The sequence below is a fragment of the Streptomyces sp. AHA2 genome (genome assembly GCF_036857595.1).
In the GTDB taxonomy this organism is placed as follows: Bacteria; Actinomycetota; Actinomycetes; order Streptomycetales; family Streptomycetaceae; genus Streptomyces.
Genome location: NZ_JAUQWJ010000001.1, coordinates 503,261 through 523,843, shown reverse-complemented (window position 1 = coordinate 523,843; position 20,583 = coordinate 503,261). Strand labels below are relative to the sequence as shown.

The following is a 20,583-nucleotide window of genomic DNA, read 5'->3' as shown; positions in this document are numbered from 1 at the left end:
CCGCCGTGCGGTGACGGCGGAGGACCCACACCTCCTTCGGGCGGTAGGCGGGTCGGGCGGGGGTCAGCCGGCGCCGGTGGCGGCGGACTCGGTGTCGAGGACCGCGCAGTAGGCGGCCTCGGTCGCCGCGGCGACCTGGCCCCAGCTGAAGCGGCTGAGGACCCGGCGGCGGCCGGCCGCCCCGCAGGCGGCACGGCCCGCCGGGTCGGCCAGCAGCCCGGCGACGGCGCGGGCCAGGGCCTCGGGGTCGCGGGGCGGCACCAGCCGGCCCGTCGCCGGGTCGGCGACGGTGTCCAGCTGGCCGCCGACCGCGCTGGCCACGACGGGTACGCCGCAGGCCATGGCCTCCAGCGGGACGATGCCGAACGGCTCGTAGTCGGCGGGGCACACCACCACGTCGGCCGAGCGCAGCAGTGCCGGGACGTCCTGGCTGGAGACGGCGCCGACGAAGCGGACCCGGTCGGCGACCCCGGCGTCCCGGGCGATGCCGCGCAGCCGCCGCACCTCCGGGTCGTCGTCGAGACGGTCCGCCGGCGGGCCGCCGATGACGACCAGCTCGGTCTCCGGGAGCCGGGCGAGTGCGGCGACGGTCACCGCGGCGCCCTTGCGCGGCACGAGCCGGCCCAGTTGCAGCAGCCGGTACGGGTACGGTCCGCGGGGCACGGCCGGGCCCTTGGGGGTGAACCGTTCGGTGTCGACGCCGCACGGCACGACGGTGACCTTGTGCGGGGGCACCCCCATGCGGGCCAGTTCGTGCACCTCGTCGCGGCAGGTGGCGACGACCCGGTCGCAGCCCAGCCCGATCTCGATCTCACCCGGGATGCGCTCGGGCGGACTGGTGTCGGCGAGCCGCTGGTGCCGCCGCTTGACCGTGCCGAGGGCGTGGTACGTGTGCAGCAGCGGCAGCCCGTGCTCGCGGGCGGCGTGCATCGCGGCGAGGCCCGACATCCAGTAGTGGGAGTGCACCAGGTCGGGGGCGCGGGTGCGCCAGCTGCGGGCGAGGTGGCGGCCGAACGCGTCCATGTGCGGGAGCAGTTCGTCCTTCGGGAGGGCCTCCGCCGGTCCGGCGGGCACGTGGTGCACCTCCACGCCGTCGCGCAGCCGCACCCGGGCGGGCAGGTCGGGCGCGTCGCGGCGGGTGTAGACGGTGACGAGGTGGCCGCGGTCGGCGAGGGCGCCCGCGAGGCTGGCCACGTGGACGTTCTGGCCTCCGGCGTCGACCCCGCCGAGCGCGGCGAGGGGGCTGGCGTGCTCGGAGACCAGGGCGATCGCGAGGGCGCCCGGATCGAGGCCGTCACCGCCGAGGGGCCCGGCGGGGAAGGGGCTGAGGGACGGGGTCATGAGCACACCTCCGTGATCAGTCGCTCCCAGTCGGCCAGGAAGCGCTTGAGCCCGTAGCGTTCGAGGGCCGCCTGCCGGGCCCGGGCCCCGTCCGCCGCCGCGGCCTCGGGTTCGTGCAGGTAGTGGCGGGCGGCGCGGGCCAGGACCTCAGGACGGGTGGACAGGGCGCCCGCACCGGGCGGGACGGCCTCGACCGCCTCGGTGGTGGCGAGCGCCAGGACGGGCATCCCGAGGTGCATGGCCTCCAGCAGCGACAGCCCGAGGGAGGTCCAGCGCACCGGGTGCAGGTACATGCGGCGTTCGGCGATGGCCGCGTGCAGTTCGCTCTGGGGCAGGTCGGCGGTGCTGCACCGCTCGGGCGGCAGGCCGAGGTGGGCCGCCAGGTCCGCGGTGCCCATGCCGAACACGTCGATCGGCACCGCCTGCGCCAGTCCCGGCAGCAGGTCGGTGCCGGTGTACCGGCCGCGCCGCACGGGTTCGTTGACGACGACGGCGGCGCGGGCGAGCCGGCCGGTGTAGCGGTGGCCGGGGTCGACGATGCCGTGCTCGATCACCTCGGTGCGGGTGGTGCCGCAGTCCCAGAACAGCCGGTTGAAGTGGGTGACGTGCACGAGGGTCAGGTCGGCGCGGTCGGCGCACGGGTGGCGGGTGTCCGGCACGTCGCCGTCGGGCGCGTTGTGCTCCAGGTACACCGCGGGCACGTCCCGGCCGGGGCGCCGCCCGCCCAGCCACCGTTCGGCCAGCCCGCTCTCGTGCGGGCGCTGCAGCAGCACGAGATCGACCGGTGTGTCCCGGAGCTGCTCGGGGGTGACCTCGCGGACGGAGGCGGGCCAGGAGAAGGTCCGGGCCCGTCCGAGCCCGTCCGGGTCGCGGCCCGGGGTGACGGGGACGAGGTAGGTGTGCGGTCCCTGGACGAAGGCGGTCGTCCAGGAACCGTGCACGTGCCACAGCAGGATGTTCATACGGTCGCTCCTCGCTCCGTCTGTTCTCCCTGGCCGGCGGGGTGGTCCGTGAGGGCCGCGACGGCCGCGAGCACCTCGGCGTCGCCGATCGCGTCCAGACAGGGGTGTCCGGGCACGGGGCAGTGCCGCGCCCGGGTGTCCGCGCACGGGGCCCGCCGGTCCCCGAGCAGGATGTGCGGCACGCCGTAGGGAGCCCACCGTTCGGCCGGCACGACCGGCGCGAAGAGGCTGACCACGGGCGTGCCCACGGCCGCGGCGAGGTGGGCCGGGCCGGTGTTGCCGGCCACGACCGCCAGCGCGCCGGCCAGCACCCCGGCGAGTTCCGGCAGGTCGGTGACGCCGCCCAGGTCCCGGGCGTGCCGGCCCGCGACCCGCGCGGTCAGCTCGCGTTCGGCGCGTCCGCCGGTGACGACCACCCGGTGCCCGGCGGCGGACAGCGCGGCGACGGCCTGCGCGGCCCGGCCGGGCGTCCAGGCGCGGGCGGGCACGGCGGCGCCCGGGTGGACGACGACGTACGGCTCCGTCCCGGTGAGGTGGGTCGTGCGCGGCGGCGGCGTCACCGCGAGGGCGCCGTCGTCGCCCTCGGGCAGCGCGAAACCGGCGGCGTGCGCCAGGTCCAGGGCGGCGAGCACCTCGTGACGGTGCGGCAGCCTGCGGTGCCTGAGGTCGAGCAGGGCCCCGGGGTAGTCCTCGCTGTCCGCGCCGGTCCAGCCGACGCCGGCCAGCTTCAGCAGCAGGGCGACCGGCAGGGGGCTCTGGTGGTAGGACACCAGCACCAGGGCCCGGTCGAAGCGGCCGGCGGTGAGCGCCCGCATCAGCTCGCGGGTCGCCGTCCGGCTCACCGCAGGCGGTTCCAGCCCGACCCAGGGGGCGTCGTGCACCAGCACGTCGTCGACGCCCGGCAGCATCCGCCCGGCCGCCGCGCCCTGGGGCCCGCACAGCAGCGCGGTGTACGACGATCCGGCGGCGACGGCCCGCACGGCGGGGCCCGCCAGCAGGACGTCCCCGGCACTGTCCAGGCGCACCACGAGGGTGCGGGGCCGGCGGTCGCGCGGGAACAGGGGGGTCATCGCGCCTCCTCGGCCGGCGGGCCCGCGAGGTGACCGGCCGCTCGGTGGAGCGGGCCGTCCGGGTCCAGCACGAGGCGCACCGCGGTCGGCAGGTCCGGGGCCGTGTGTGCGGCCTGCTCGACCTCCTCGGCCAGGGTGACCGGCGTGGGGACCAGGACCCCGCGGGCGCCCGCCGCCCGCGCGGCCCGCACGTCGGCGCCGATGTCACCGACGACGACGGTGTGTTCCGGGGGGACGCCCAGGTGGCGGCACGCGGCCAGGATCAGGCCCGGGGCCGGTTTGCGGCAGCCGCAGCCCTCCCCCGGGCCGTGCGGGCACACGGCCCAGACGGCGAACGGCCCCAGCACCTGCTCCACGCGCCGTCGCACGTCCTCCACCTGACGCCGGGTCAGCAGCCCCCGGGCCACTCCCGACTGGTTGGTGACGACGCCGACGGGCACTCCGGCGGCCCGCACGGCGTCCACGGCCTCCCGTGCCCCCGGCAGCGGCGCGACGCGGGCCGGGTCGCCGTTGTAGGGGACGTCGGCGACGAGCGTGCCGTCCCGGTCGAAGAGGACGGCCGCCGGGAGGAGGCCCGGGCCGTGCCGGGGCCGCCGCACGGGGGGCTCGTGCGGGGAGGTGAGCAGCCAGGGGCGGGCGGTGCGGGTCACGACCGCTGCCGTTCCCTGGCCGCGGGGCGGGACGCGGGCGCGGGCTCCCCGGTGCCGGGCGGGACGAGCGGACCGGCGTCGCGGTGCTCGATCCGGCCGCGCAGCCAGTGCCAGGTCGCGGCGGGCGGCACGAGCGCGCTGGTCGCGGCCATGGTGAGGACCTCGTCGCGGGTGCCCGGGCCGGGCAGGACGCGGGCGAGGGTGAACTCGGCGGTGCCCGCCAGCCATGCCCCGGCGCACACCGCGGCCGCGCGGTGTCTGCCCAGCAGGGCGCAGCCGAGTGCGGTCACGGCGGCCCCCGTCACGGCCAGGTGCAGCGGCAGCCGTCCGCGGGGCGCTCCGGCCCGGCGCCACCAGTGGCGGCCGTGCAGCCGGGTCATCAGCACGTCGTCGGCGTTGCCGGCCTGGAGGCGGACGGAGACCCAGCGCCCGGCGGGCCGCACCGGATGGGTGGTGGTGCGCCGGCCCGTGGTGAGGGTCCAGCCCGCGTCCAGCACCCGCAGGGCCAGGTCGGCGTCCTCGCGGAAGGCGCGCCGGAAGCGCTCGTCGAAGCCGCCGACGGCGACCAGGGCCTCCCGGCGGTAGGCCATGTCGGCGGTGATCCAGCGGGCCCCGGCGAGGCCGGCGGTGTTGCGCTCCCAGTCGGTGGGACGGCGGTCGCGGGGCAGGGGCACCTCGATGCGGGCGGTGATCGCGGCGGTCCGCCCGGTGGCGGCGGCCAGGTCGAGGGTGAGGTCGTCGCCCCAGGTGGGGCCCGGGACGACGTCGTCGTCGAGGAACACGATCCAGGGCACGTCGCCCGCCGCGCGCCAGCCGAGGTTGCGTGCGGCGGCGGGTCCGCGCGCCCCGCCGGGCACGACGATCGTGCGCGAGCGCAGAGCCGGCGGGACGTCGGCGGTGAGGGGCACCCGGGAGGCGTCGGGCCGGTCGTCGACGAGGACGACCCGTACCGGCCCCGGCCCGGTCGCCTCGGCGAGGGCGTGCAGGCACGTGCCCAGGCTGGGCCTGCCCAGGGTCGGGATCACGACGGCGTAGGCGGCGTCGTGGGCCGGCGCGCCGGAGTCGGTCATCGCGGGCCTCCGGCGTCGTCACTGCGGGAGTCGGTGCGGAACAGGTCGCCGCGGCGGATCGCGTACGGGCCGATCGCCAGCAGGTCGACGGGCGAGGAGCCGAAGCACTCCAGCGCGTCGCGCGGGTCGTCCACCATGGGCCGGCCCGCCGTGTTCAGGCTGGTGTTGACGACGACCGGCAGCCCGGTGAGCCGCTCGAACTCCTCGAGCATGCGGGCGACGAGCGGTTCGCGCTCCCGGTCGACGGTCTGGATCCGGGCGGTTCCGTCGACGTGGACGACGGCCGGGATGCGCTCGCGCCACGCCGGGTCCACGTCGTGCACGAACAGCATGTACGGGCTGGGCAGCGGTCCGTCGAAGATGTCGGCGGCACGCTCGGCCAGCACCATCGGGGCGACGGGCCGGAACTGCTCGCGTCCCTTCACGTCGTTGAGCCGTTCCAGGTTCCCGGCGTGCCCCGGGTGGGCCAGCAGGGATCGGTGGCCGAGGGCGCGCGGGCCGTACTCGGAGCGGCCCTGGAACCAGGCGACGATCCCGTTGTCGGCGAGGGCCCGGGCGACGGTGGCGGCGATGTCCGCCGGGCGCTCGAAGGGGACGGCCGCGGTCTTCAGCCAGGCGCCGAGTTCCGCGTCGGACCAGTCCCGGCCGAGGTCGGCGCCGGTCATGGCCTCCGGCATGTCCCCCTCGCGCGCGGACAGCAGCAGGGCGCCGCCCAGGGCGGTGCCGGCGTCACCGGCGGCGGGCTGCACCCACACGCGGGAGAAGGGGCCCTCGCGGGCGATGCGGGAGTTGGCGACGCAGTTCAGGGCGACTCCGCCGGCCAGGGTGAGCACCCGGTCGTGGGTCCGGCCGTGCAGCCAGCGCACCAGGTCGAGCAGGGTCTCCTCCAGGACGGCCTGGGCGCTGGCGGCGACGTCGGCGTGGTCCTGAGTCCACGGCTCGTCGGCGCCGCGGGGCGCGCACAGCTCGTGCCAGGGCACGCCGGTGGCGCGGAAGCCGCCGTCTCCGGTCGGATGGACGTGGCGGCGCAGTTCGGCGAGCATGCGGGGCCTGCCGTGCGAGGCCAGGGCCATCACCTTGAACTCGTCGGAGGAGCGCAGGAAGCCGAGGTGTTCGGTCAGTTCCTCGTAGACCAGGCCGAGCGAGTGCGGCAGGTCCTGCGCGTACAGGGCTTCGAGCCGGTCGCCCACACGGCGTGCGGCCAGGTGGGAGGCGCGCTCGCCGCGGCCGTCGAGGACCAGCACGGAGGAGTCGCCGGCGTCGGGGGCGGCGAAGGCGCCGGAGGCGGCGTGGGCCATGTGGTGCGGCACGAAGCGGACCCGGCCGGCGTCGAGGCCGGGCAGCGCGGTGCTCAGGAAGCCGGGGGCTTCGCGGGCGTAGGTCAGCCGCAGGTGGTCCCAGGGGTCGTCCAGGCCCATCTCTCCGGCCGGCCGGGCGAGTTCGGGGTCGAAGGAGTAGGCGACCGCGTCGAGGTCCTGCGGGCGCAGCCCGGCCCGTTTCAGACACCAGGCGGCGGCCTTCTCGGGCAGTTCCCACGCGGAGAACGGCAGGGGTCGCTTGCCGTGCTTGCGGCGGGAGAACCGCTCCTCCTCCGCGGCGGCGACGGTCCGCCCGTCGATCACCAGGGCGGCGGCGGGGTCGTGGAAGAGGGCGTTGATTCCGAGGATGCGCATGACAGGCGGCCTTTCGGCGGTCGGGACGGATCCGGAGGCGGCGGGGCGGCGCGCTGCCCGGGCTCGGAGGCTGCGGGCCCGCAGGGGCCGCCCGGGCGGGCTCAGGCGTCCGCTTCGTGCTCGCGGAACCAGGCGATGGTGCGCCGCAGTCCTTCCTCGGCGCGTACCTTCGGCTCCCAGCCCAGCTTGTCGCGGGCCAGGGTGATGTCCGGGCAGCGCACGGCCGGGTCGTCCACCGGGCGTTCGATGTAACGGATCTCCGAGGAGGACCCGGCGAGTTCGACGACCAGCCGCGCCAGGTCGAGCATGGTGATCTCGCCGGGGTTGCCGATGTTGACCGGGCCCCGCATGCCGTGGGCGGCCGCGGCGAGGATGCCGCGCACGGTGTCGTCGACGAAGCACAGCGACCGGGTCTGCCGGCCGTCGCCGGTCACGGTGAGGGGCTCGCCGGCCAGGGCCTGCCGCACGAACGTCGGCACGGCGCGTCCGTCGTGACCGCGCATCCGGGGGCCGTAGGTGTTGAACAGCCGCACGATGCAGGTGTCGGTGCCGTGGGTCTCGGCGTGGGCGGTGGTCAGCGCCTCGCCGAAGCGCTTGGCCTCGTCGTAGACGCTGCGCGGGCCCACGGGGTTGACGTTGCCCCAGTAGCGCTCGTCCTGCGGGTTCTGCTGGGGGTCGCCGTACACCTCGGAGGTCGAGGCGAGGACGAAGCGGGCTTCGCAGGAGTGCGCGAGCTCCAGGGCGTTGCGGGTGCCGAGGCTGCCGGTCTCCATGGTGTGCAGCGGCAGCCGCAGGTAGTCCGCCGGGGACGCCGGGGAGGCGAAGTGCAGCACGAGGTCCGGCGGGCGCTTGATGCGCAGGCCCTCGGCGACGTTCGCCTGCACGAGCGTGAAGCCCGGTCGTTCGAGCAGCGGCGTGATGTTCTCGGGGCGGCCGGTGCTGAAGTCGTCCACGCAGGTGACCTCCGCACCCGCGTCCAGCAGGGCGGTGCACAGGTGGGAGCCGACGAACCCGGCGCCGCCGGTCACGACGGCGTGCTTCCAGCTCCGTGAGAAGGCGGTCGTCATGGGTCGGTTCCCTCCGTCGGCGGCGGCACTGCCCGGCGCGACGCTCGTCCGGAACCGCGGGGTCCCGGGCCGTCGAGCCTGCGACCAGCGTCCGTCGGCGGTCCGTGTCCGGCACGGTCGCTTACGGCAAACCGGTGAATCACGCGGAGTGAGCAGGGGTGCGGTTCCCCTGTCGGCGCAGGTGGCGCAGGGTGGCCGGGTGCGAGTGGCGGTCCAGTCGGGAGCACCGGTTCGGCACGCCGCGGGCCGATGTCCTCGCGGACGCGGCGGGCGGGGGCACGGCCGGCGCCGGGCGGCGCACGGCTCAGCCGATCAGGGTGCGGCCCGGGGCGAGACGGTCGGTCAGCTGCGCCCGGTGCAGTTCGGCCACGGGTGCGACCAGGTCCGGGTGGCGCAGCAGCGCGGCGGCGTCGCGGTCGCCGGCGTCGGGGGCGACGAGCCGCCGGAACTCCGCCGGTGAGCCGTCGGTGTGGATGCCGTCGGCGAGCGCGGCGACCGCCCGGCCCGCCAGCTCCGGGTCGGCGAGCAGGCAGGCCGCCCAGCTGGCGACGACCTCGTCCACCCAGGTCCGCCAGGCGTGCGCGTCCTCCTCGGCGTCCGGGACCGCGTGGACACCGGTGATCCAGTCCAGCCGCGCGGAGCCGCCGGGGCCGGCGATGCCGACCAGGGCGACGTCCGTATCGGTCGGGTACCTCAGCCAGGCCGCGACCGTGACGGCCTGGCGGGCCTGCACCTCGCACAGCGCGGAGGCCAGAGCCCCGCCGCAGGCGGGGAAGGCGCGGCTCAGCCACTGCGTGGTCGCCGCTATGACGGGGGAGAGATCTGCGTGCACTGCCGGGCCGTCCGAACGAGGGGGGCGGGAACTGGTCGTAGACCGTAGCGGCCGCCTCGCCCGTCGTGACGTGACGCGGACCTCGTCGGGGGTGTGGCCTCGGCCACAGCCGGGGGGGCCGTACGGAACCCGCTCCGTGCGGGCGCCCCGCCGACCGGGTGGGCGGCCCGTTTCGGCGCGGCGGAGCGCGGGCACCCGGCCGCCGTGTCCAGTCGAGGAACCGCGGGCCGCGACCGGCCGTCGCCGCGCATGCTGCGCTTCGACGGCTGGATCGCGGGGATCGGTACGGCGTCGGGGGCGCGGGCGGTGCTCGGCCACTGGGCGAGATCGCCGTTCGGGCCGTTCAGCGACGTGATGTTCGAGCGGGCCGACGGCCGGCGGCTGCTGCTGGCGCCCACGCGGGAGACGGCGGACTTCATCGCCGGGCTGTACGTCTTCGACGAGGTGCGGGTGGTGCCGGTCGACGTACGGATCACCGGTCACCGGCACTGGCGCGTGACCGCCCCGCCGCTCGACCTGCGGTTCAGCACCGGCCGCCGGGGCCTGCCCGGCCTCGCGCTGCGCGCGGTGCCCGCCGGGCTCGCCACGCACCCGGGGTGGATCGCCCTGTGGGACCGGCCGGCCCGGCTGCTCCTGGGGGCCGGCACCCACGGCAGCGTCCGGCCCGGGCGGCACCAGTGGTACGGCGCCCGGGACCTGCACCGGGTCACCTCGGCGACCGCCGTCTACGACGGGGCGAGCCTCGGCCCGCTCGCCCCCGTGGAGCCGCCCGTACGGTTCGGCCCGGGGTCGACGCCGCGGGGTCCCTGCCTCGTGCGGGTCACCACGCGGGTGGCCGTGGCGGACGGCGGGAGGGCGGCGGCAGCGGCCCCGTGAACACCCCGGGCGGTGTCCGGATCACCAGTAGCGGCTGCTCAGCGCGGGCTGATGGGCCAGCTCGACGGCGTCGCGCAACCGCAGGGCGACGCTGATGGTGGCGCGCAGCGCGGAGGACGGGACGTTCTGGGCGGTCTCGGTCGCCAGGACCAGCAGGCAGGCGGCCGCCTGCTCGACCACGGACAGCGGCAGGATGAAGTCGCTGTCGGCCGCCGAGCGGAACGCCTTCAGCGGGACCGCGGCCCCGTCGATGGTCCGCTGAGCGGCCTGCTCCAGGTACTGGGCGGCCTGTTCGCACACGGGGGCGGGCAGGGCGATGGTGCGCTGGAACGGTGAACTCGTCATGACGCCACTGCTCCCCCGGCGGCGGCCGGCTCTGTCGGCACCGGGCGCCTTTTCACCGTCCCGCGTGACGGTGCGTGGCGAATGTCCCGCGCTGCGCGACGACCGCCGAGTCGGATGCTGCGGCGGCCGTCTGCGGCGGTGCAAGCGGGACCGTACGCCGGGTTGCGCCCTCGGGCCGCACCGGACGCAGCGCGAGAGAGCAGGTGAGGAGACGGATGACCACCCCGACGGATGTCGTGGCCCGGCTCACCGGCCGGGCCGTCGGCGCGCAGCGGCCCCTTTCCGGGGACCTCACCGAGGTCACCCTCGACGACGGGCGCGTGGTCGTCGTGAAGCGTGCGCCGAGCCCCCGCGCGGCCCGGGCCGAAGCGGCGGGGCTGCGTTGGCTCGCCGACGCGGGCGGCGTGCGCGTGCCGGTGGTGCACGGGCACGAGGCGGAGTGGCTGGTCGTCGACCTGGTCGCACAGGGGCCGCCGACCCGGGAGGCGGCGGTGCGCTTCGGACGCGAGCTGGCCGCACTGCACGCCGCCGGGGCACCGGCGTTCGGCGCGCCGCCCCCGGGCGGTCCCGCGGAGGCGTTCATCGGGCTCGCCCCGATGCGCAACGAGCCGGGCGCCGACTGGCCCCGCTGGTACGCCGAGCGGCGTGTGCTGCCCTATCTGCGCCGGGCGGTCGACGAGGGCACGCTCCGGCCCGGGGAGGCGGCCGTCGTGGAGCGGGTGTGTGAGCGGCTGCCCGGGCTGGCGGGCCCCGCCGAGCCGCCCGCGCGGCTGCACGGCGACCTGTGGAACGGCAACGTGCTGTGGGGGGCCGACGGGCACGTCCGGCTGATCGACCCGGCCGCGCACGGCGGGCACCGTGAGACCGACCTGGCGATGCTGCGGCTGTTCGGCTGCCCGTATCGGGAAGCGGTGCTGGCCGGCTACCAGCAGGCGGCGCCGCTCGCCGACGGCTGGGCCGGACGCGTCGGCGTGCACCAGCTGTTCCCGCTGCTGGTGCACGCCGTGCTGTTCGGCCGGGGCTACGCGGAGCGGGCCGTGTCCGCGGCCCGTGCGGCCCTGTCGGGCTGACCGGTCAGCGCGTCACGACATGCCGCTCGTCGGGCACGCAGTGGGTCATCGTCAGCCCCTCGACGTCACGCGGCCGGTTCTTGCCGAGGTTGGACAGGCGCTCGCGGTCCTCGTCGGTGAGGTCCTGGCTCGCCAGCGGCTCCAGGTTCGCCACGTCCTCCGGGCCGATGCCCAGTCCCTCGCCGACCCGCAGGCCCAGGTCGTTCTCGACCAGCAGGAAGTGCCAGACCATGCGCTCCTGCACCGGGCGGTCGCACTGGGACAGCAGGTTGACGAAGTTCTTCACCAGGTCGTCGCGCTCCCAGTCCTCCATGAGCAGGTAGCGCTGGCCGGCCTGCATGTAGTCGTTGGTGCGCGGGATGCGCTTGCGGGTGAGCCGGCCGACGATCTCGGGGCCCTGCTCGTCGTGGGTCGGGTACTGCGCCTCGCGCAGGCCGCCGGTGATCGACGGCTCGTAGTTGACGTGCGGGTTCTCACCGCCGCCGTCCTGGTGGTAGGCCATCTGCCCGTCGCGCTGGTTGGTGCGCACCTCGGCGTTCTTGGCCTGGTTGACGGGCAGCTGGAGGTAGTTCGGGCCGACCCGGTAGCGCTGGGTGTCGCTGTAGGAGAAGGTCCGGCCGACGAGCATCTTGTCGTCGGAGAAGTCCAGCCCGTCGACGAGGACTCCGGTGCCGAAGGAGATCTGCTCGTTCTCGGCGAAGAAGTCCTTCGGCATGCGGTCGAGCACCATCCGGCCCACCGCCTTGGGCGGGAACTCCTGCTCGGGCCAGGTCTTGGTGTCGTCCAGCGGGTCGAAGTCGAGCTCGGGGTGGTCGTGGTCGTCCATCATCTGGACGAGCAGTTCCCACTCGGGGTACTCACCGCGCTCGACGGCCTCGTACAGGTCCTTGGTGGCGTGGCCGAGGGACTCCGCCTGGACGTTGGCCGCGTCCTCCTCGGTCATGCTGCGCACACCCTGCTTGGGCATCCAGTGGTACTTGACGAGCTTGGTCTCGCCCTCGGCGTTGACCCACTTGTAGGTGTTGACGCCGAAGCCCTGCATGTGCCGGTAGTCGGCCGGGATGCCCCGCGGGCTGAACAGGTTGACCAGCATGTGCATGGACTCGGGCGTCTGCGACATGAAATCGAAGATGCGCCGGGGCTGCTGCTCGAAGGTCACCGGGTCGGGCTTGAGGGCGTGGATGACGTCCGGGAACTTGATGGCGTCGCGGATGAAGAAGACGCCGAGGTTGTTGCCGACCAGGTCCCAGTTGCCGTCCTCGGTGTAGAACTTCACCGCGAATCCACGCGGGTCGCGGGCGGCCTCGGAGGAGTCGCGTCCGCCGATGACGGTGGAGAAGCGGACGGCGAGGTCGGTGCGCTTGCCCTGCTCCTGGAAGAGCTTGGCACGGGTGTAGCGGGAGATCGGCTCGTCGCCCCACGTGCCGTAGGCCTCGAAGTAGCCGTAGGCGGTGACACCACGCGCGTGGACGACCCGCTCGGGGATGCGCTCGCGGTCGAAGTGGCTGATCTTCTCGAGGAACTGGTAGTTCTCCAGCGTGGCCGGGCCGCGGGCGCCGACGGTGCGCTGGTTCTGGTTGTCGTAGACCGGATGGCCCTGCCGGTTGGTCAGTACCTTGCGGTCGTCGCCCGGTGCGGGGCCGGTCCCGGATACGTCCGTCATGTGCGTGGGCTCCTTCGGCTGGTGACCGGGGGCGGCCGGGTCGCGCTCGGGGGCGGCCGCCGGCTCCGGTCATGGCGGGACGGGCCGGGTACCCGCACCTCCCGGGTCACTCACGTCCTCTTTTCGAGTGAATCGATCAGCTCGCGGGCCTCCGTCGGCGGGGCGGGCACCGGGATCGGAGCCCGGTGGCCCCGGTGGTTCCGCACCCGTGGATGCGAGGGTGGGCTGCCGGCGCCCGCCGTGGCACCGGCTGCGGACGACCGACGGCGGCCACGGGAGAGAGGTCCCGGCATGCGGAACGTGTACTGGATCGGCGGCGGCAGCGGCGCGGGCAAGTCCACGATCGCCCGCCGGCTCGCCGCCCGCCACGGCTGGCACCTGTACGCCACCGACGACGTGATGACGGACCACGCCCGTCGCAGCGCTCCCGGACAAGCACCCGAGCTGCACCGGTTCATGGCCATGGACATGGACGAACGGTGGGTGAACCGCTCGCCGGAGACCATGCTGGAGACATTCCACTGGTTCCGGGGGGAGGCGTTCGGCCTGATCGTCGAGGACCTGCTGCGCCTGCCTCCGGGCAGGGGCGTCCTGGTCGAGGGCTTCCGGCTGCTGCCGCACCTGGTGCAGCCGCTGCTCCCCGGGCCCGGGCACGCCGTCTGGCTGCTGCCGACGCCGGAGTTCCGCCGGGCGGTGTTCCGCAGGCGGGCCGCCGCCGGTGACTTCGCGGGGCGGACCGGGGATCCGGAGCGGGCGAGACACAACCTCGCCGTGCGGGACGCGCTGTTCACCGACCGGCTGCGGAAGGAGACCGCACGTCTGGGGCTGCCCGCGATCACCGTCGGCCTCACGGCCACGGAGGACGAACTCACCGGGCGGGTGAGCCGGGTGTTCGGACTCTGAGCCCGTACAACCTTCGGCCGGTGGGCGGTGTCTTCCTCACCGAACGACCCATCCGCCCGGAATCGTTCCAACGGGGGAACACATGAGCTCGGACCGCATTCGTCCACGCCGCGGCACCGCCGTCGGCCTCACCGTCCTGATGGCCGCCGCTCTCGGCGCAGCCGGTGCCGGTGCCTCCACCGCCGGCGCCGCCGCCCCACAAGCACAGGCACAGGCGCAGGCACAGGCACAGCAGAAGCAGATCGCCTCGTCCGTCATCGGATCCGACTACAAGATCACACTGACGGCACTGCGTTCGGCGCAGGACGAGTACGCCGCGTCCGTGCGGCTGCAGGTCTACCGGCAGTCCGGGGGCGCCTGGAAGGAGTCGGACCGCGTGACCGTCGGCGAGGCCGACGGCTGGTTCTGGTACCCGCTGACGGGCAAGGGCGCGGTGTGCGCGTTCTCCACCGCCGGCACGGAGCCTGCGCCGCTGTCGGTCAGCCTGCTGCTCACCCCGTCCCTCGGCTGCTCCGAGCCCGCGCACTACGTCGTGAAGGACGGCCGGGTGTACGCGGACTAGGCGCGTCCGCGCGCGGGAAGGCCCGGACCCGTCGGGGGGTCCGGGCCTTGCGCGTGCGCCGCGGCTCAGCCTTCGGCCAGGCGGCTGCGCAGGAGCTGCTTGCCCAGTTCGGCACCCTTGCGGCTGTCCGCCTGCGCCTTGCGGAACAGATCCGCGACCTCGGTGTCCTTGGCGCGCTCCGCGTCCTGGATGTAGCTCTCCAGCCGCAGGGCGTTGCTCAGGCACGCCTCGACGTACCAGATCAGGTTGTAGTCCTTGTCCTGCGTACCGGTCGCACCGCCGGTCTCCGACTCGCTGGTCATGCGGACCTCCTTCTCCTTGGAGCGGACTCTTCGAGGCCGGACGGGTACCCGGCCGCCGGGGGTGCACACAGCCCGCGGCCATGACTTCGGGTGATGTTTCGGTCATCTCCCCCGCCGGACCGCCGCGACCCGGGCCGGACCGGCACGGAACATCAACCCCCGTTCTCCGCACGGCGCTTGCGACGTCGGTCACGGAAGCGTCCACTCGTCGATCGCTTCCGGAACGAAACCGGGACCCCACCGTGTGAGACCGGTCGATGACGTTGGGTACTGCGCGGCGGACGGCTGATCCACGCATCACCGCCCGCGCATCGCCGCCTCCGCCCCGCCCGGCTTCCCTGGACTCGACTTCATGATCGGCACACCCGGACCCGGCCGTGGGCGGCCCCGCCCCCGGCACGCTGCGCGCGTTCGCCTTGGGCGACGGGGCGTTGCGCTCCCGGCGGCAACCGGCCGCACTGCGCGCGACAACGCCCGCGTTGCGCGCCCAACCGCACGGCACCGCGGGGACCTTCACCACCGAGGTGGAACACCCGTGTCTTCGACGCCACGCGGGCCGCCGACGGCCACGTGCCGTTCGGGATCGGGTGCATCGCTGCACCGGCGCCCCGCCGGCCCCGGATGGAGGCAGGGTCCGCGCCGCCCGCTCCGTCCGGCCGCTTCCCGGCCTGCGGCTCGCCGGGGCGCCGGGGAACCGCGGCGGGTGCCGTCGTTCATCGCCTTCGGCCGGCAGGAGATACCGGTGCGGCCGGCGGACCGAGGTCCCCGCCTCGGCCCGAGCGCGTGCGCGCCTCGCGGGAGCGCGACCGGTCCCCCGTTCCGGTCGTGCCCCCGCGGTGTCCCGAACCTACGTGCCGGACGACGGCCTTGTGAATCGTGCCGGTGCTCATTGCGCGCTCCGTCGGACTCACCTGTGCACAGCGGCGCCCGGTTCACCCGGGTTCGTCCCGCACCGCCCCGGCACGTTCGCCGTCCGGCCGGCAAGCCGCTCAGGCGGGCGCCCCGAAGACAGGCAGGTCCAGATCGCCCACGGCCAGGTGGGCGAGGACCACCTCGTACAGATCGGTGCCCGCCGCGAGCAGCCGGCGCTCCAGGACCGGTTCCGCGCTGCGGACGTGCTCGCGCACGGTCTGCGCGTGCATGCCGAGCGCCTGGGCGGCCCGCTCGGCGTTGCCGCCCGCGGCGATCCAGGTGCGCAGCGTGCGGCGCGGGTTGCGGGCGTCGGCGTCCAGGCGTCCGAGCAGGTCCTGCGCCCAGGTGCGCAGGGCCGAACCGGCCAGCAGCTCGGCGAGCAGCGTTCCGCCGTCCCGGGTGCCGCCGGCCGGGCGGCTGCCGGGCAGGCCGATCTGCGTGTTGACCGCCAGGTGGACGACTGCCCGGGCCACGAGGCCGGTGAGGTCCGCGCCGAGCAGGGTCTCGACCCGTTCCATGCGGGCGCGGACCGTGTTGCGGCTGACGCCGAGGACCTTGGCCGCGTTGACGGCGGTGAACTCCAGGCCCAGCCGGGTGGTGGCCAGCAGCTCGGCTCGGGTGTGGTGCGGCAGGGTGTCCAGCGGGCGCAACGCCCGGGCCGTCCAGCCGCGCAGCAGTGCGGGGTCCATCAGGCGTTCGGGATGGGTGCGCTCGGCGTAGACGGCCGTCCTGTCCGGCCGGAAGTGCGCCACGGCCAGGGCGCTGACGGCCTGGCCGTAGGCGGTGGCGGTCCGGGCCAGGCTCTGGCGGACGCTGGAGCCGAGGAAGAGGTCCCGGTGCCCGGCGACCAGGGACCGCAACGCGCCGGCGGTGGCGTCCCTCGGGCTGACGACGATGACGTGGCCGGACATGGCGGGGCAGCGCACGACGAGGGCGTCGTCCCGGGTGCGGTCCAGGCATTCCCGGGCGATCCGGTCGCGCGCGCAGGGCGCGGACTCCACGACGTAGACGCACGCCGTGTCGGCGTCGAGCAGTCCCGGCCACAGGCCGGCGGCGACGCGTCGGGCGGCGACGGTGTCCTCCACCATGAGCAGCTGCAGGATCGCCAGGCGCAGGTCGGCGGTGGCCCGCCGCAGCCGTTGCCCGGCCGCGGCCGACCCGTGCGCGGTCAGCAGCAGGCCGATCACCTGGGCGGTGTGCGTGACGGCGTCGGCGGCCCGCCGGTCGAAGGGCGCAGCGCGGGAGACGGCCAGGACGTACGACCGGGTGGCCTGCTCCACCCTGACCAGGCGCAGATGCCGCTCCCGGCTCTCCCAGGCGGCGGACGCGATCCGGCCGGTGGTGATGTCCGCGACGAGACCGTCGTCGAGCGGCAGCCGGTCGCCGGCGATCAGGTTCCCGGCGTCGTCCTGCAGGGCGACGGCGGCGTCCACGGTGCCGGAGAGCCAGGCGACGACCCTGCGCACATCGCGCGCCGCCGGACGCAGGTGTTCCAGGAGTTCCGCCGCCCACGCCCCGTCGGCGCCGGTCGCCTTCTGCCCTTTCCCGTCCTCACGGCCGGCCACCCGGCCCTCCCCTCGTTGCTCGTGCCGCCTTCCGGCACACCGGCCGGGGACGTTACCCGACGGGTGGCGGACCGCCCTGCCCGCCGCTGCCGCGCCCGGCCTGCGCGGGCCCGGCGGCAGCCCCTGCCGCACCGGCCCCGCCGCGCGGCATAAGCTCGGCGGATGGCGAAGTACTACGACGTGCACCCCGACAACCCCCAGCCGCGCACCATCGGCCAGATCGCCGACAGCATCCGCGCGGACGCCCTTGTCGCCTACCCCACGGACTCCTGTTACGCATTGGGCTGCCGGCTGGGCAGCCGCGACGGCATCGAACGGATCCGCTCGATCCGCAAGCTGGACGACCGCCACCACTTCACGCTGGTGTGCCAGGACTTCGCGCAGCTCGGGCAGTTCGTGCGGATCGACAACGACGTGTTCCGCGCGATCAAGGCGTCCACGCCGGGCAGCTACACGTTCATCCTGCCCGCGACGAGGGAGGTGCCGCGGATGCTGCAGCACCCCAAGAAGAAGACGGTGGGCGTGCGCATTCCCGACCACGTCGTCACCCAGGCGCTGCTCGCCGAGCTCGGTGAGCCGCTGCTGTCGAGCACCCTGCTGCTGCCCGGCGAGGAGGAGCCGCTGACGCAGGGCTGGGAGATCAAGGACCTGCTCGACCACGTGCTCGACGGGGTCGTCGACTCCGGTGACTGCGGCACCGAGCCGACCACGGTCGTCGACTTCTCCGGCGGGGAGGCGGAGATCGTGCGGTACGGGGCGGGTGACCCCTCGCGGTTCGAGTAAAGCGTGGGTTAAAGGCCGTTCACGGTTCGATCCTGTGGCGGGGGCGGGCGAGATGCCCCGGATCGGCGCGTGCCACGATGCGTGGACTCCTCAGCCAACCCAGATGTCGGCTGGGGGCCTCTGTGATCACGGTCCGCCCGGTGACGCGGACGGGTCCCGGCCCCGCCACCCCCGTAGAAAGGCAGCTGAGCCATGACCTCCGTGCAGGGAACCGCCGTCGACATCCCCACCGGGGACGGCACCGCCGACGCCTATCTGGCCCGGCCCGGCGACGGGGCCGCCCACCCCGGGGTCCTTTTCTTCATGGACGCCTTCGGCCTGCGCCCGCAGCTGCGCTCCATGGCCGACCGGCTGGCGGCCGAGGGGTACGCGGTGCTGGTGCCCAACCTGTTCTACCGGGCGGGCCGCGCCCCGCTGTTCGACCTGCCCGACTTCATCGACCCGCAGGCGCGGCCGGGGACGTTCCAGCGAATCATGCCCGTCATGCGGGCCCTGACCAACGAGCGGGCCGTGCGGGACGCCGGCGCCTACCTGCGGTGGCTGGCCGACTCGCCCGCGGTGGCGGACGGCCCGGTCGCCCTGACCGGCTACTGCATGGGTGCCCGCCTGTCCCTGCTCACCGCCGGTACCCACCCCGAGCGGGTGGCGGCCGCGGCCGGTTTCCACGGCGGACGGCTGGCGACGGACAAGCCCGACAGCCCCCACCTGGTGGCCGGCGACATCACCGCCGAGCTGTACTTCGGCCACGCCGACCAGGACCCCTCCCTGCCGCCGGAGCAGATCGACCGTCTGGAGCAGGCCCTGACCGAAGCCGGCGTCCGGCACCGGTGCGAGGTGTACGCGGGCGCACCCCACGGATTCACGCAGGCCGACACGGCGGCGTACCACCGGGAGGGCGACGAGCGGCACTGGTCGGCGCTGCTGGACCTGCTCAAGCGCACGTTCTGACCCCGGCCTGTGTCGCGGGAGCCGCGACCCGCTCATCTCCCGCAGCCCGTGGGGTTGTTACGGTGCACCGGTGTCCGACTCCTCACGCGATACCGCCGAGGGCGCCGGCTGGGGCAGCGCCGAACGGGGCGCGTACCAGCAGCTGATGCCGCCGAAGACGGAGAAGATCTCCTGGCTGGACCCGAGGATGCTGTGGGTCGCCCGCAACGGCGTCCTGGCCTCCTGGCTCGGCGACCCCACCGGCCGCACCCGCAGTCGCTGGGCGGCGCAGCGGGCCGCCGCCGGCGCCCCGGCCGACAAGGTGATCCGGCGCGACGACCCGGACCGCTTCTCCTTCCTGGTCGTCGGCGACACCGGGGAGGGCGACGACCCCCAGTACGCCGTCGTGCCCGGCATGCTGAAAGCCGGTCAGGACACCCGCTTCGCCGTCCTGGCCAGTGACGTGGTCTACCCGGTGGGCAGCGCGGACGACTACGGCCCGAAGTTCTTCCGCCCCTACCGGGACTATCCGGCGCCGATCTACGCGATACCCGGCAACCACGACTGGTACGAGGACCTCGACGGCTTCATGCGGGTCTTCTGCGGCGACGCCCCCGCCCTGCCGCCCGAGCCCCGGCCGCGTCCGCCGACCCGCGCCTGGCTGCGCTCCCTGCTCTGGCACCGGCCGCGCCCCGGCACCGGCCGGCAGCTGGACCAGGCACGGACGTTGCGTTCCGATCCCGCCCAGCAGGCCGTCCAGCCCGGCCCGTACTGGGCCATCGACGCCGGGCCGGTGCGGATCGTCGGCATCGACACCGGCCTGCTCGGCACCCTGGACGCCGAGCAGGGCGCCTGGTTGCGCGAGGTCTCCCGCGATCCCCGCCCGAAGATCCTGGTCACCGGTTCGCCGCTGTACGTCGACGGACGGTGCGAGCCGTGCGCCGTCGAGGGAGGCGGCACCGTCGACGACATCGTCCGCGACCCGGAGCACCACTACGTCGCGGCGATCGGCGGCGACATCCACAACTACCAGCGCTACCCGGTCCGCCTGGAGGACGGCCGCATTCTGCAGTACGTCGTCGCGGGCGGCGGCGGGGCGTTCATGCACGCCACCCACACCATTCCCCGCGTCGACGTCGCCGGCGTCACCGAGCGGGACTTCCGCTGCTACCCGCTGCGCGGCGACTCCCTGGCCTTCTACAGCAGGCTCTACGGCCGGCGGTTGCGCCTGCCGCGCTTCTTCACCCTCACCGAGGCCGAGGCGAAGGCCGTGATCGCCGAACGCCTCGGCATCCCGCCCACGCGCGCACCGGGAGCCTCGGCCGAGGTGACCCGGCGCGTCCGGCTGGTCGCCGGGCTGCTCGGCACCGGCCGCCGCCCCGACCGGGCCAGGCGGTTCCGGCTGCCGGTGCGCAAGATCTACACGTCGTTGTTCTCGCCGAGTTCCGCGACGTACAGCCCGCCGTTCTTCAAGTGCTTCCTGCGCCTGGACGTCTCCCCCGAGGCGGTCCGCCTGCGCTGCTACGCGGCGACCGGCAACCGGGCCCAGGAACTCGACCCGCCGGTCGAGGACGAGGTGACGATCCCGCTGCGCTGATTGCGGGGAGTGGGCGAAGGGCATGTCGGCGGATCAGGAGGCTCGAGCGCCGGTCGCGGACGGCGCCGCCGTCCGGCGGATTCCGGTCGAGGGGGTCGGGACGGACGCCGAGGTGTTCCTCGACGTGGACGCCGCGGGGCGGCTGCTCGGCATCGAGGTGATCGGCGCCGGCGGGGCGCTGCCGCAGGAGGGGCTGGAACGGTCCTCGGCGAGCTGAAGCCCACTCAACGGTGGCCGCACGCCGAGTTCCCGGCCGGGGAACACGACACCGGCAGGCATCGGGCGGATCAGTCCGGGGCTGGTGCGGAGCATGGAGGACCCCGAGGGCTGGTCGGGGACGGCCGACCGCGTCGGGCGGTGACCGGGAAGGGCCCGCCGGGATGTTCCGGCGGGCCGTTCGGGACTACGGGAGC

20 protein-coding genes are annotated in these 20,583 nt (G+C 75.0%); 8 read left to right on the top strand and 12 right to left on the bottom strand.

From position 1 onward, the window contains the following. Window positions 1-63 precede the first annotated feature (63 nt). The 8 genes from Q5694_RS02500 to Q5694_RS02465 form a co-directional block, all read right to left on the bottom strand. Window positions 64-1,341 (bottom strand): glycosyltransferase, encoded by a 1,278-nt coding sequence (locus tag Q5694_RS02500; protein ID WP_333930281.1) that lies wholly within the window; start codon window positions 1,339-1,341, stop codon window positions 64-66. Beyond that, complete coding sequence (locus Q5694_RS02495; RefSeq protein ID WP_333930280.1) at window positions 1,338-2,303, bottom strand: glycosyltransferase; 966 nt, start codon at window positions 2,301-2,303, stop codon at window positions 1,338-1,340. The genes Q5694_RS02500 and Q5694_RS02495 overlap by 4 nt, the downstream gene beginning before the upstream one ends. Then, the gene (locus Q5694_RS02490) at window positions 2,300-3,373 is read right to left on the bottom strand and encodes a glycosyltransferase family 9 protein (protein WP_333930279.1); all 1,074 of its coding nucleotides are present in this window, start codon (window positions 3,371-3,373) and stop codon (window positions 2,300-2,302) included. The genes Q5694_RS02495 and Q5694_RS02490 overlap by 4 nt, the downstream gene beginning before the upstream one ends. Beyond that, entirely contained in the window at window positions 3,370-4,023 is a 654-nt protein-coding gene (locus tag Q5694_RS02485) for a D-glycero-alpha-D-manno-heptose-1,7-bisphosphate 7-phosphatase (protein ID WP_443040795.1), read from the bottom strand. Before Q5694_RS02485 ends, Q5694_RS02490 begins: the two co-directional genes overlap by 4 nt. After that, the gene (locus tag Q5694_RS02480; RefSeq protein ID WP_333930278.1) at window positions 4,020-5,093 is read right to left on the bottom strand and encodes a glycosyltransferase family 2 protein; all 1,074 of its coding nucleotides are present in this window, start codon (window positions 5,091-5,093) and stop codon (window positions 4,020-4,022) included. Before Q5694_RS02480 ends, Q5694_RS02485 begins: the two co-directional genes overlap by 4 nt. Then, complete coding sequence (locus Q5694_RS02475; protein WP_333930277.1) at window positions 5,090-6,766, bottom strand: carbamoyltransferase family protein; 1,677 nt, start codon at window positions 6,764-6,766, stop codon at window positions 5,090-5,092. Before Q5694_RS02475 ends, Q5694_RS02480 begins: the two co-directional genes overlap by 4 nt. Before the next feature lie 101 nt (window positions 6,767-6,867). Next, complete coding sequence (locus Q5694_RS02470; RefSeq protein WP_333930276.1) at window positions 6,868-7,833, bottom strand: NAD-dependent epimerase/dehydratase family protein; 966 nt, start codon at window positions 7,831-7,833, stop codon at window positions 6,868-6,870. Between the two features lie 304 nt (window positions 7,834-8,137). Beyond that, complete coding sequence (locus Q5694_RS02465) at window positions 8,138-8,665, bottom strand: hypothetical protein (RefSeq protein ID WP_333930275.1); 528 nt, start codon at window positions 8,663-8,665, stop codon at window positions 8,138-8,140. A 249-nt stretch (window positions 8,666-8,914) separates the two neighbouring features. Between Q5694_RS02465 and Q5694_RS02460 the strand changes: the two genes are divergently transcribed. Beyond that, entirely contained in the window at window positions 8,915-9,541 is a 627-nt protein-coding gene (locus tag Q5694_RS02460; RefSeq protein WP_333930565.1) for a hypothetical protein, read from the top strand. A gap of 21 nt (window positions 9,542-9,562) precedes the next feature. Here the strand turns inward: Q5694_RS02460 and Q5694_RS02455 are convergent, their stop codons facing one another. Further along, window positions 9,563-9,886, bottom strand: a complete 324-nt coding sequence (locus tag Q5694_RS02455; RefSeq protein WP_333930274.1) for a hypothetical protein — start codon at window positions 9,884-9,886, stop codon at window positions 9,563-9,565. A gap of 215 nt (window positions 9,887-10,101) precedes the next feature. Between Q5694_RS02455 and Q5694_RS02450 the strand changes: the two genes are divergently transcribed. Then, on the top strand, window positions 10,102-10,956 hold the full coding sequence (locus Q5694_RS02450) for a fructosamine kinase family protein (RefSeq protein WP_333930273.1): 855 nt from the start codon (window positions 10,102-10,104) through the stop codon (window positions 10,954-10,956). A 4-nt stretch (window positions 10,957-10,960) separates the two neighbouring features. On the opposite strand, the gene Q5694_RS02445 is transcribed toward Q5694_RS02450, so the two are convergent. Then, the gene (locus tag Q5694_RS02445; protein ID WP_333930272.1) at window positions 10,961-12,619 is read right to left on the bottom strand and encodes a catalase; all 1,659 of its coding nucleotides are present in this window, start codon (window positions 12,617-12,619) and stop codon (window positions 10,961-10,963) included. Window positions 12,620-12,910: 291 nt separating this feature from the next. Here Q5694_RS02445 and Q5694_RS02440 point away from each other — a divergent pair, with 291 nt between their 5' ends. Continuing rightward, the gene (locus tag Q5694_RS02440) at window positions 12,911-13,522 is read left to right on the top strand and encodes a hypothetical protein (RefSeq protein ID WP_333930271.1); all 612 of its coding nucleotides are present in this window, start codon (window positions 12,911-12,913) and stop codon (window positions 13,520-13,522) included. Between the two features lie 82 nt (window positions 13,523-13,604). Beyond that, window positions 13,605-14,084, top strand: coding sequence for a hypothetical protein (locus Q5694_RS02435; protein WP_333930270.1), 480 nt, complete (start codon window positions 13,605-13,607; stop codon window positions 14,082-14,084). Window positions 14,085-14,149: 65 nt separating this feature from the next. Here the strand turns inward: Q5694_RS02435 and Q5694_RS02430 are convergent, their stop codons facing one another. Both Q5694_RS02430 and Q5694_RS02425 read right to left on the bottom strand, forming a co-directional pair. Further along, the gene (locus tag Q5694_RS02430; RefSeq protein WP_333930269.1) at window positions 14,150-14,386 is read right to left on the bottom strand and encodes a hypothetical protein; all 237 of its coding nucleotides are present in this window, start codon (window positions 14,384-14,386) and stop codon (window positions 14,150-14,152) included. 989 nt (window positions 14,387-15,375) lie between these two features. Beyond that, the gene (locus Q5694_RS02425; protein WP_333930268.1) at window positions 15,376-16,863 is read right to left on the bottom strand and encodes a helix-turn-helix domain-containing protein; all 1,488 of its coding nucleotides are present in this window, start codon (window positions 16,861-16,863) and stop codon (window positions 15,376-15,378) included. 162 nt (window positions 16,864-17,025) lie between these two features. On the opposite strand from Q5694_RS02425, the gene Q5694_RS02420 reads away from it, so the two are divergent. From Q5694_RS02420 to Q5694_RS02405, 4 genes are all read left to right on the top strand, one after another. Then, window positions 17,026-17,646 carry an L-threonylcarbamoyladenylate synthase gene (locus Q5694_RS02420; RefSeq protein ID WP_333930267.1) on the top strand — a complete coding sequence of 207 codons (621 nt, stop codon included), beginning with the start codon at window positions 17,026-17,028 and terminating at the stop codon, window positions 17,644-17,646. A gap of 192 nt (window positions 17,647-17,838) precedes the next feature. Then, the gene (locus Q5694_RS02415; protein WP_333930266.1) at window positions 17,839-18,594 is read left to right on the top strand and encodes a dienelactone hydrolase family protein; all 756 of its coding nucleotides are present in this window, start codon (window positions 17,839-17,841) and stop codon (window positions 18,592-18,594) included. A 70-nt stretch (window positions 18,595-18,664) separates the two neighbouring features. Continuing rightward, the gene (locus Q5694_RS02410; RefSeq protein ID WP_333930265.1) at window positions 18,665-20,170 is read left to right on the top strand and encodes a metallophosphoesterase family protein; all 1,506 of its coding nucleotides are present in this window, start codon (window positions 18,665-18,667) and stop codon (window positions 20,168-20,170) included. Between the two features lie 22 nt (window positions 20,171-20,192). After that, the gene (locus Q5694_RS02405) at window positions 20,193-20,387 is read left to right on the top strand and encodes a DUF2283 domain-containing protein (RefSeq protein ID WP_333930264.1); all 195 of its coding nucleotides are present in this window, start codon (window positions 20,193-20,195) and stop codon (window positions 20,385-20,387) included. The last annotated feature ends 196 nt before the right edge of the window (window positions 20,388-20,583 follow it).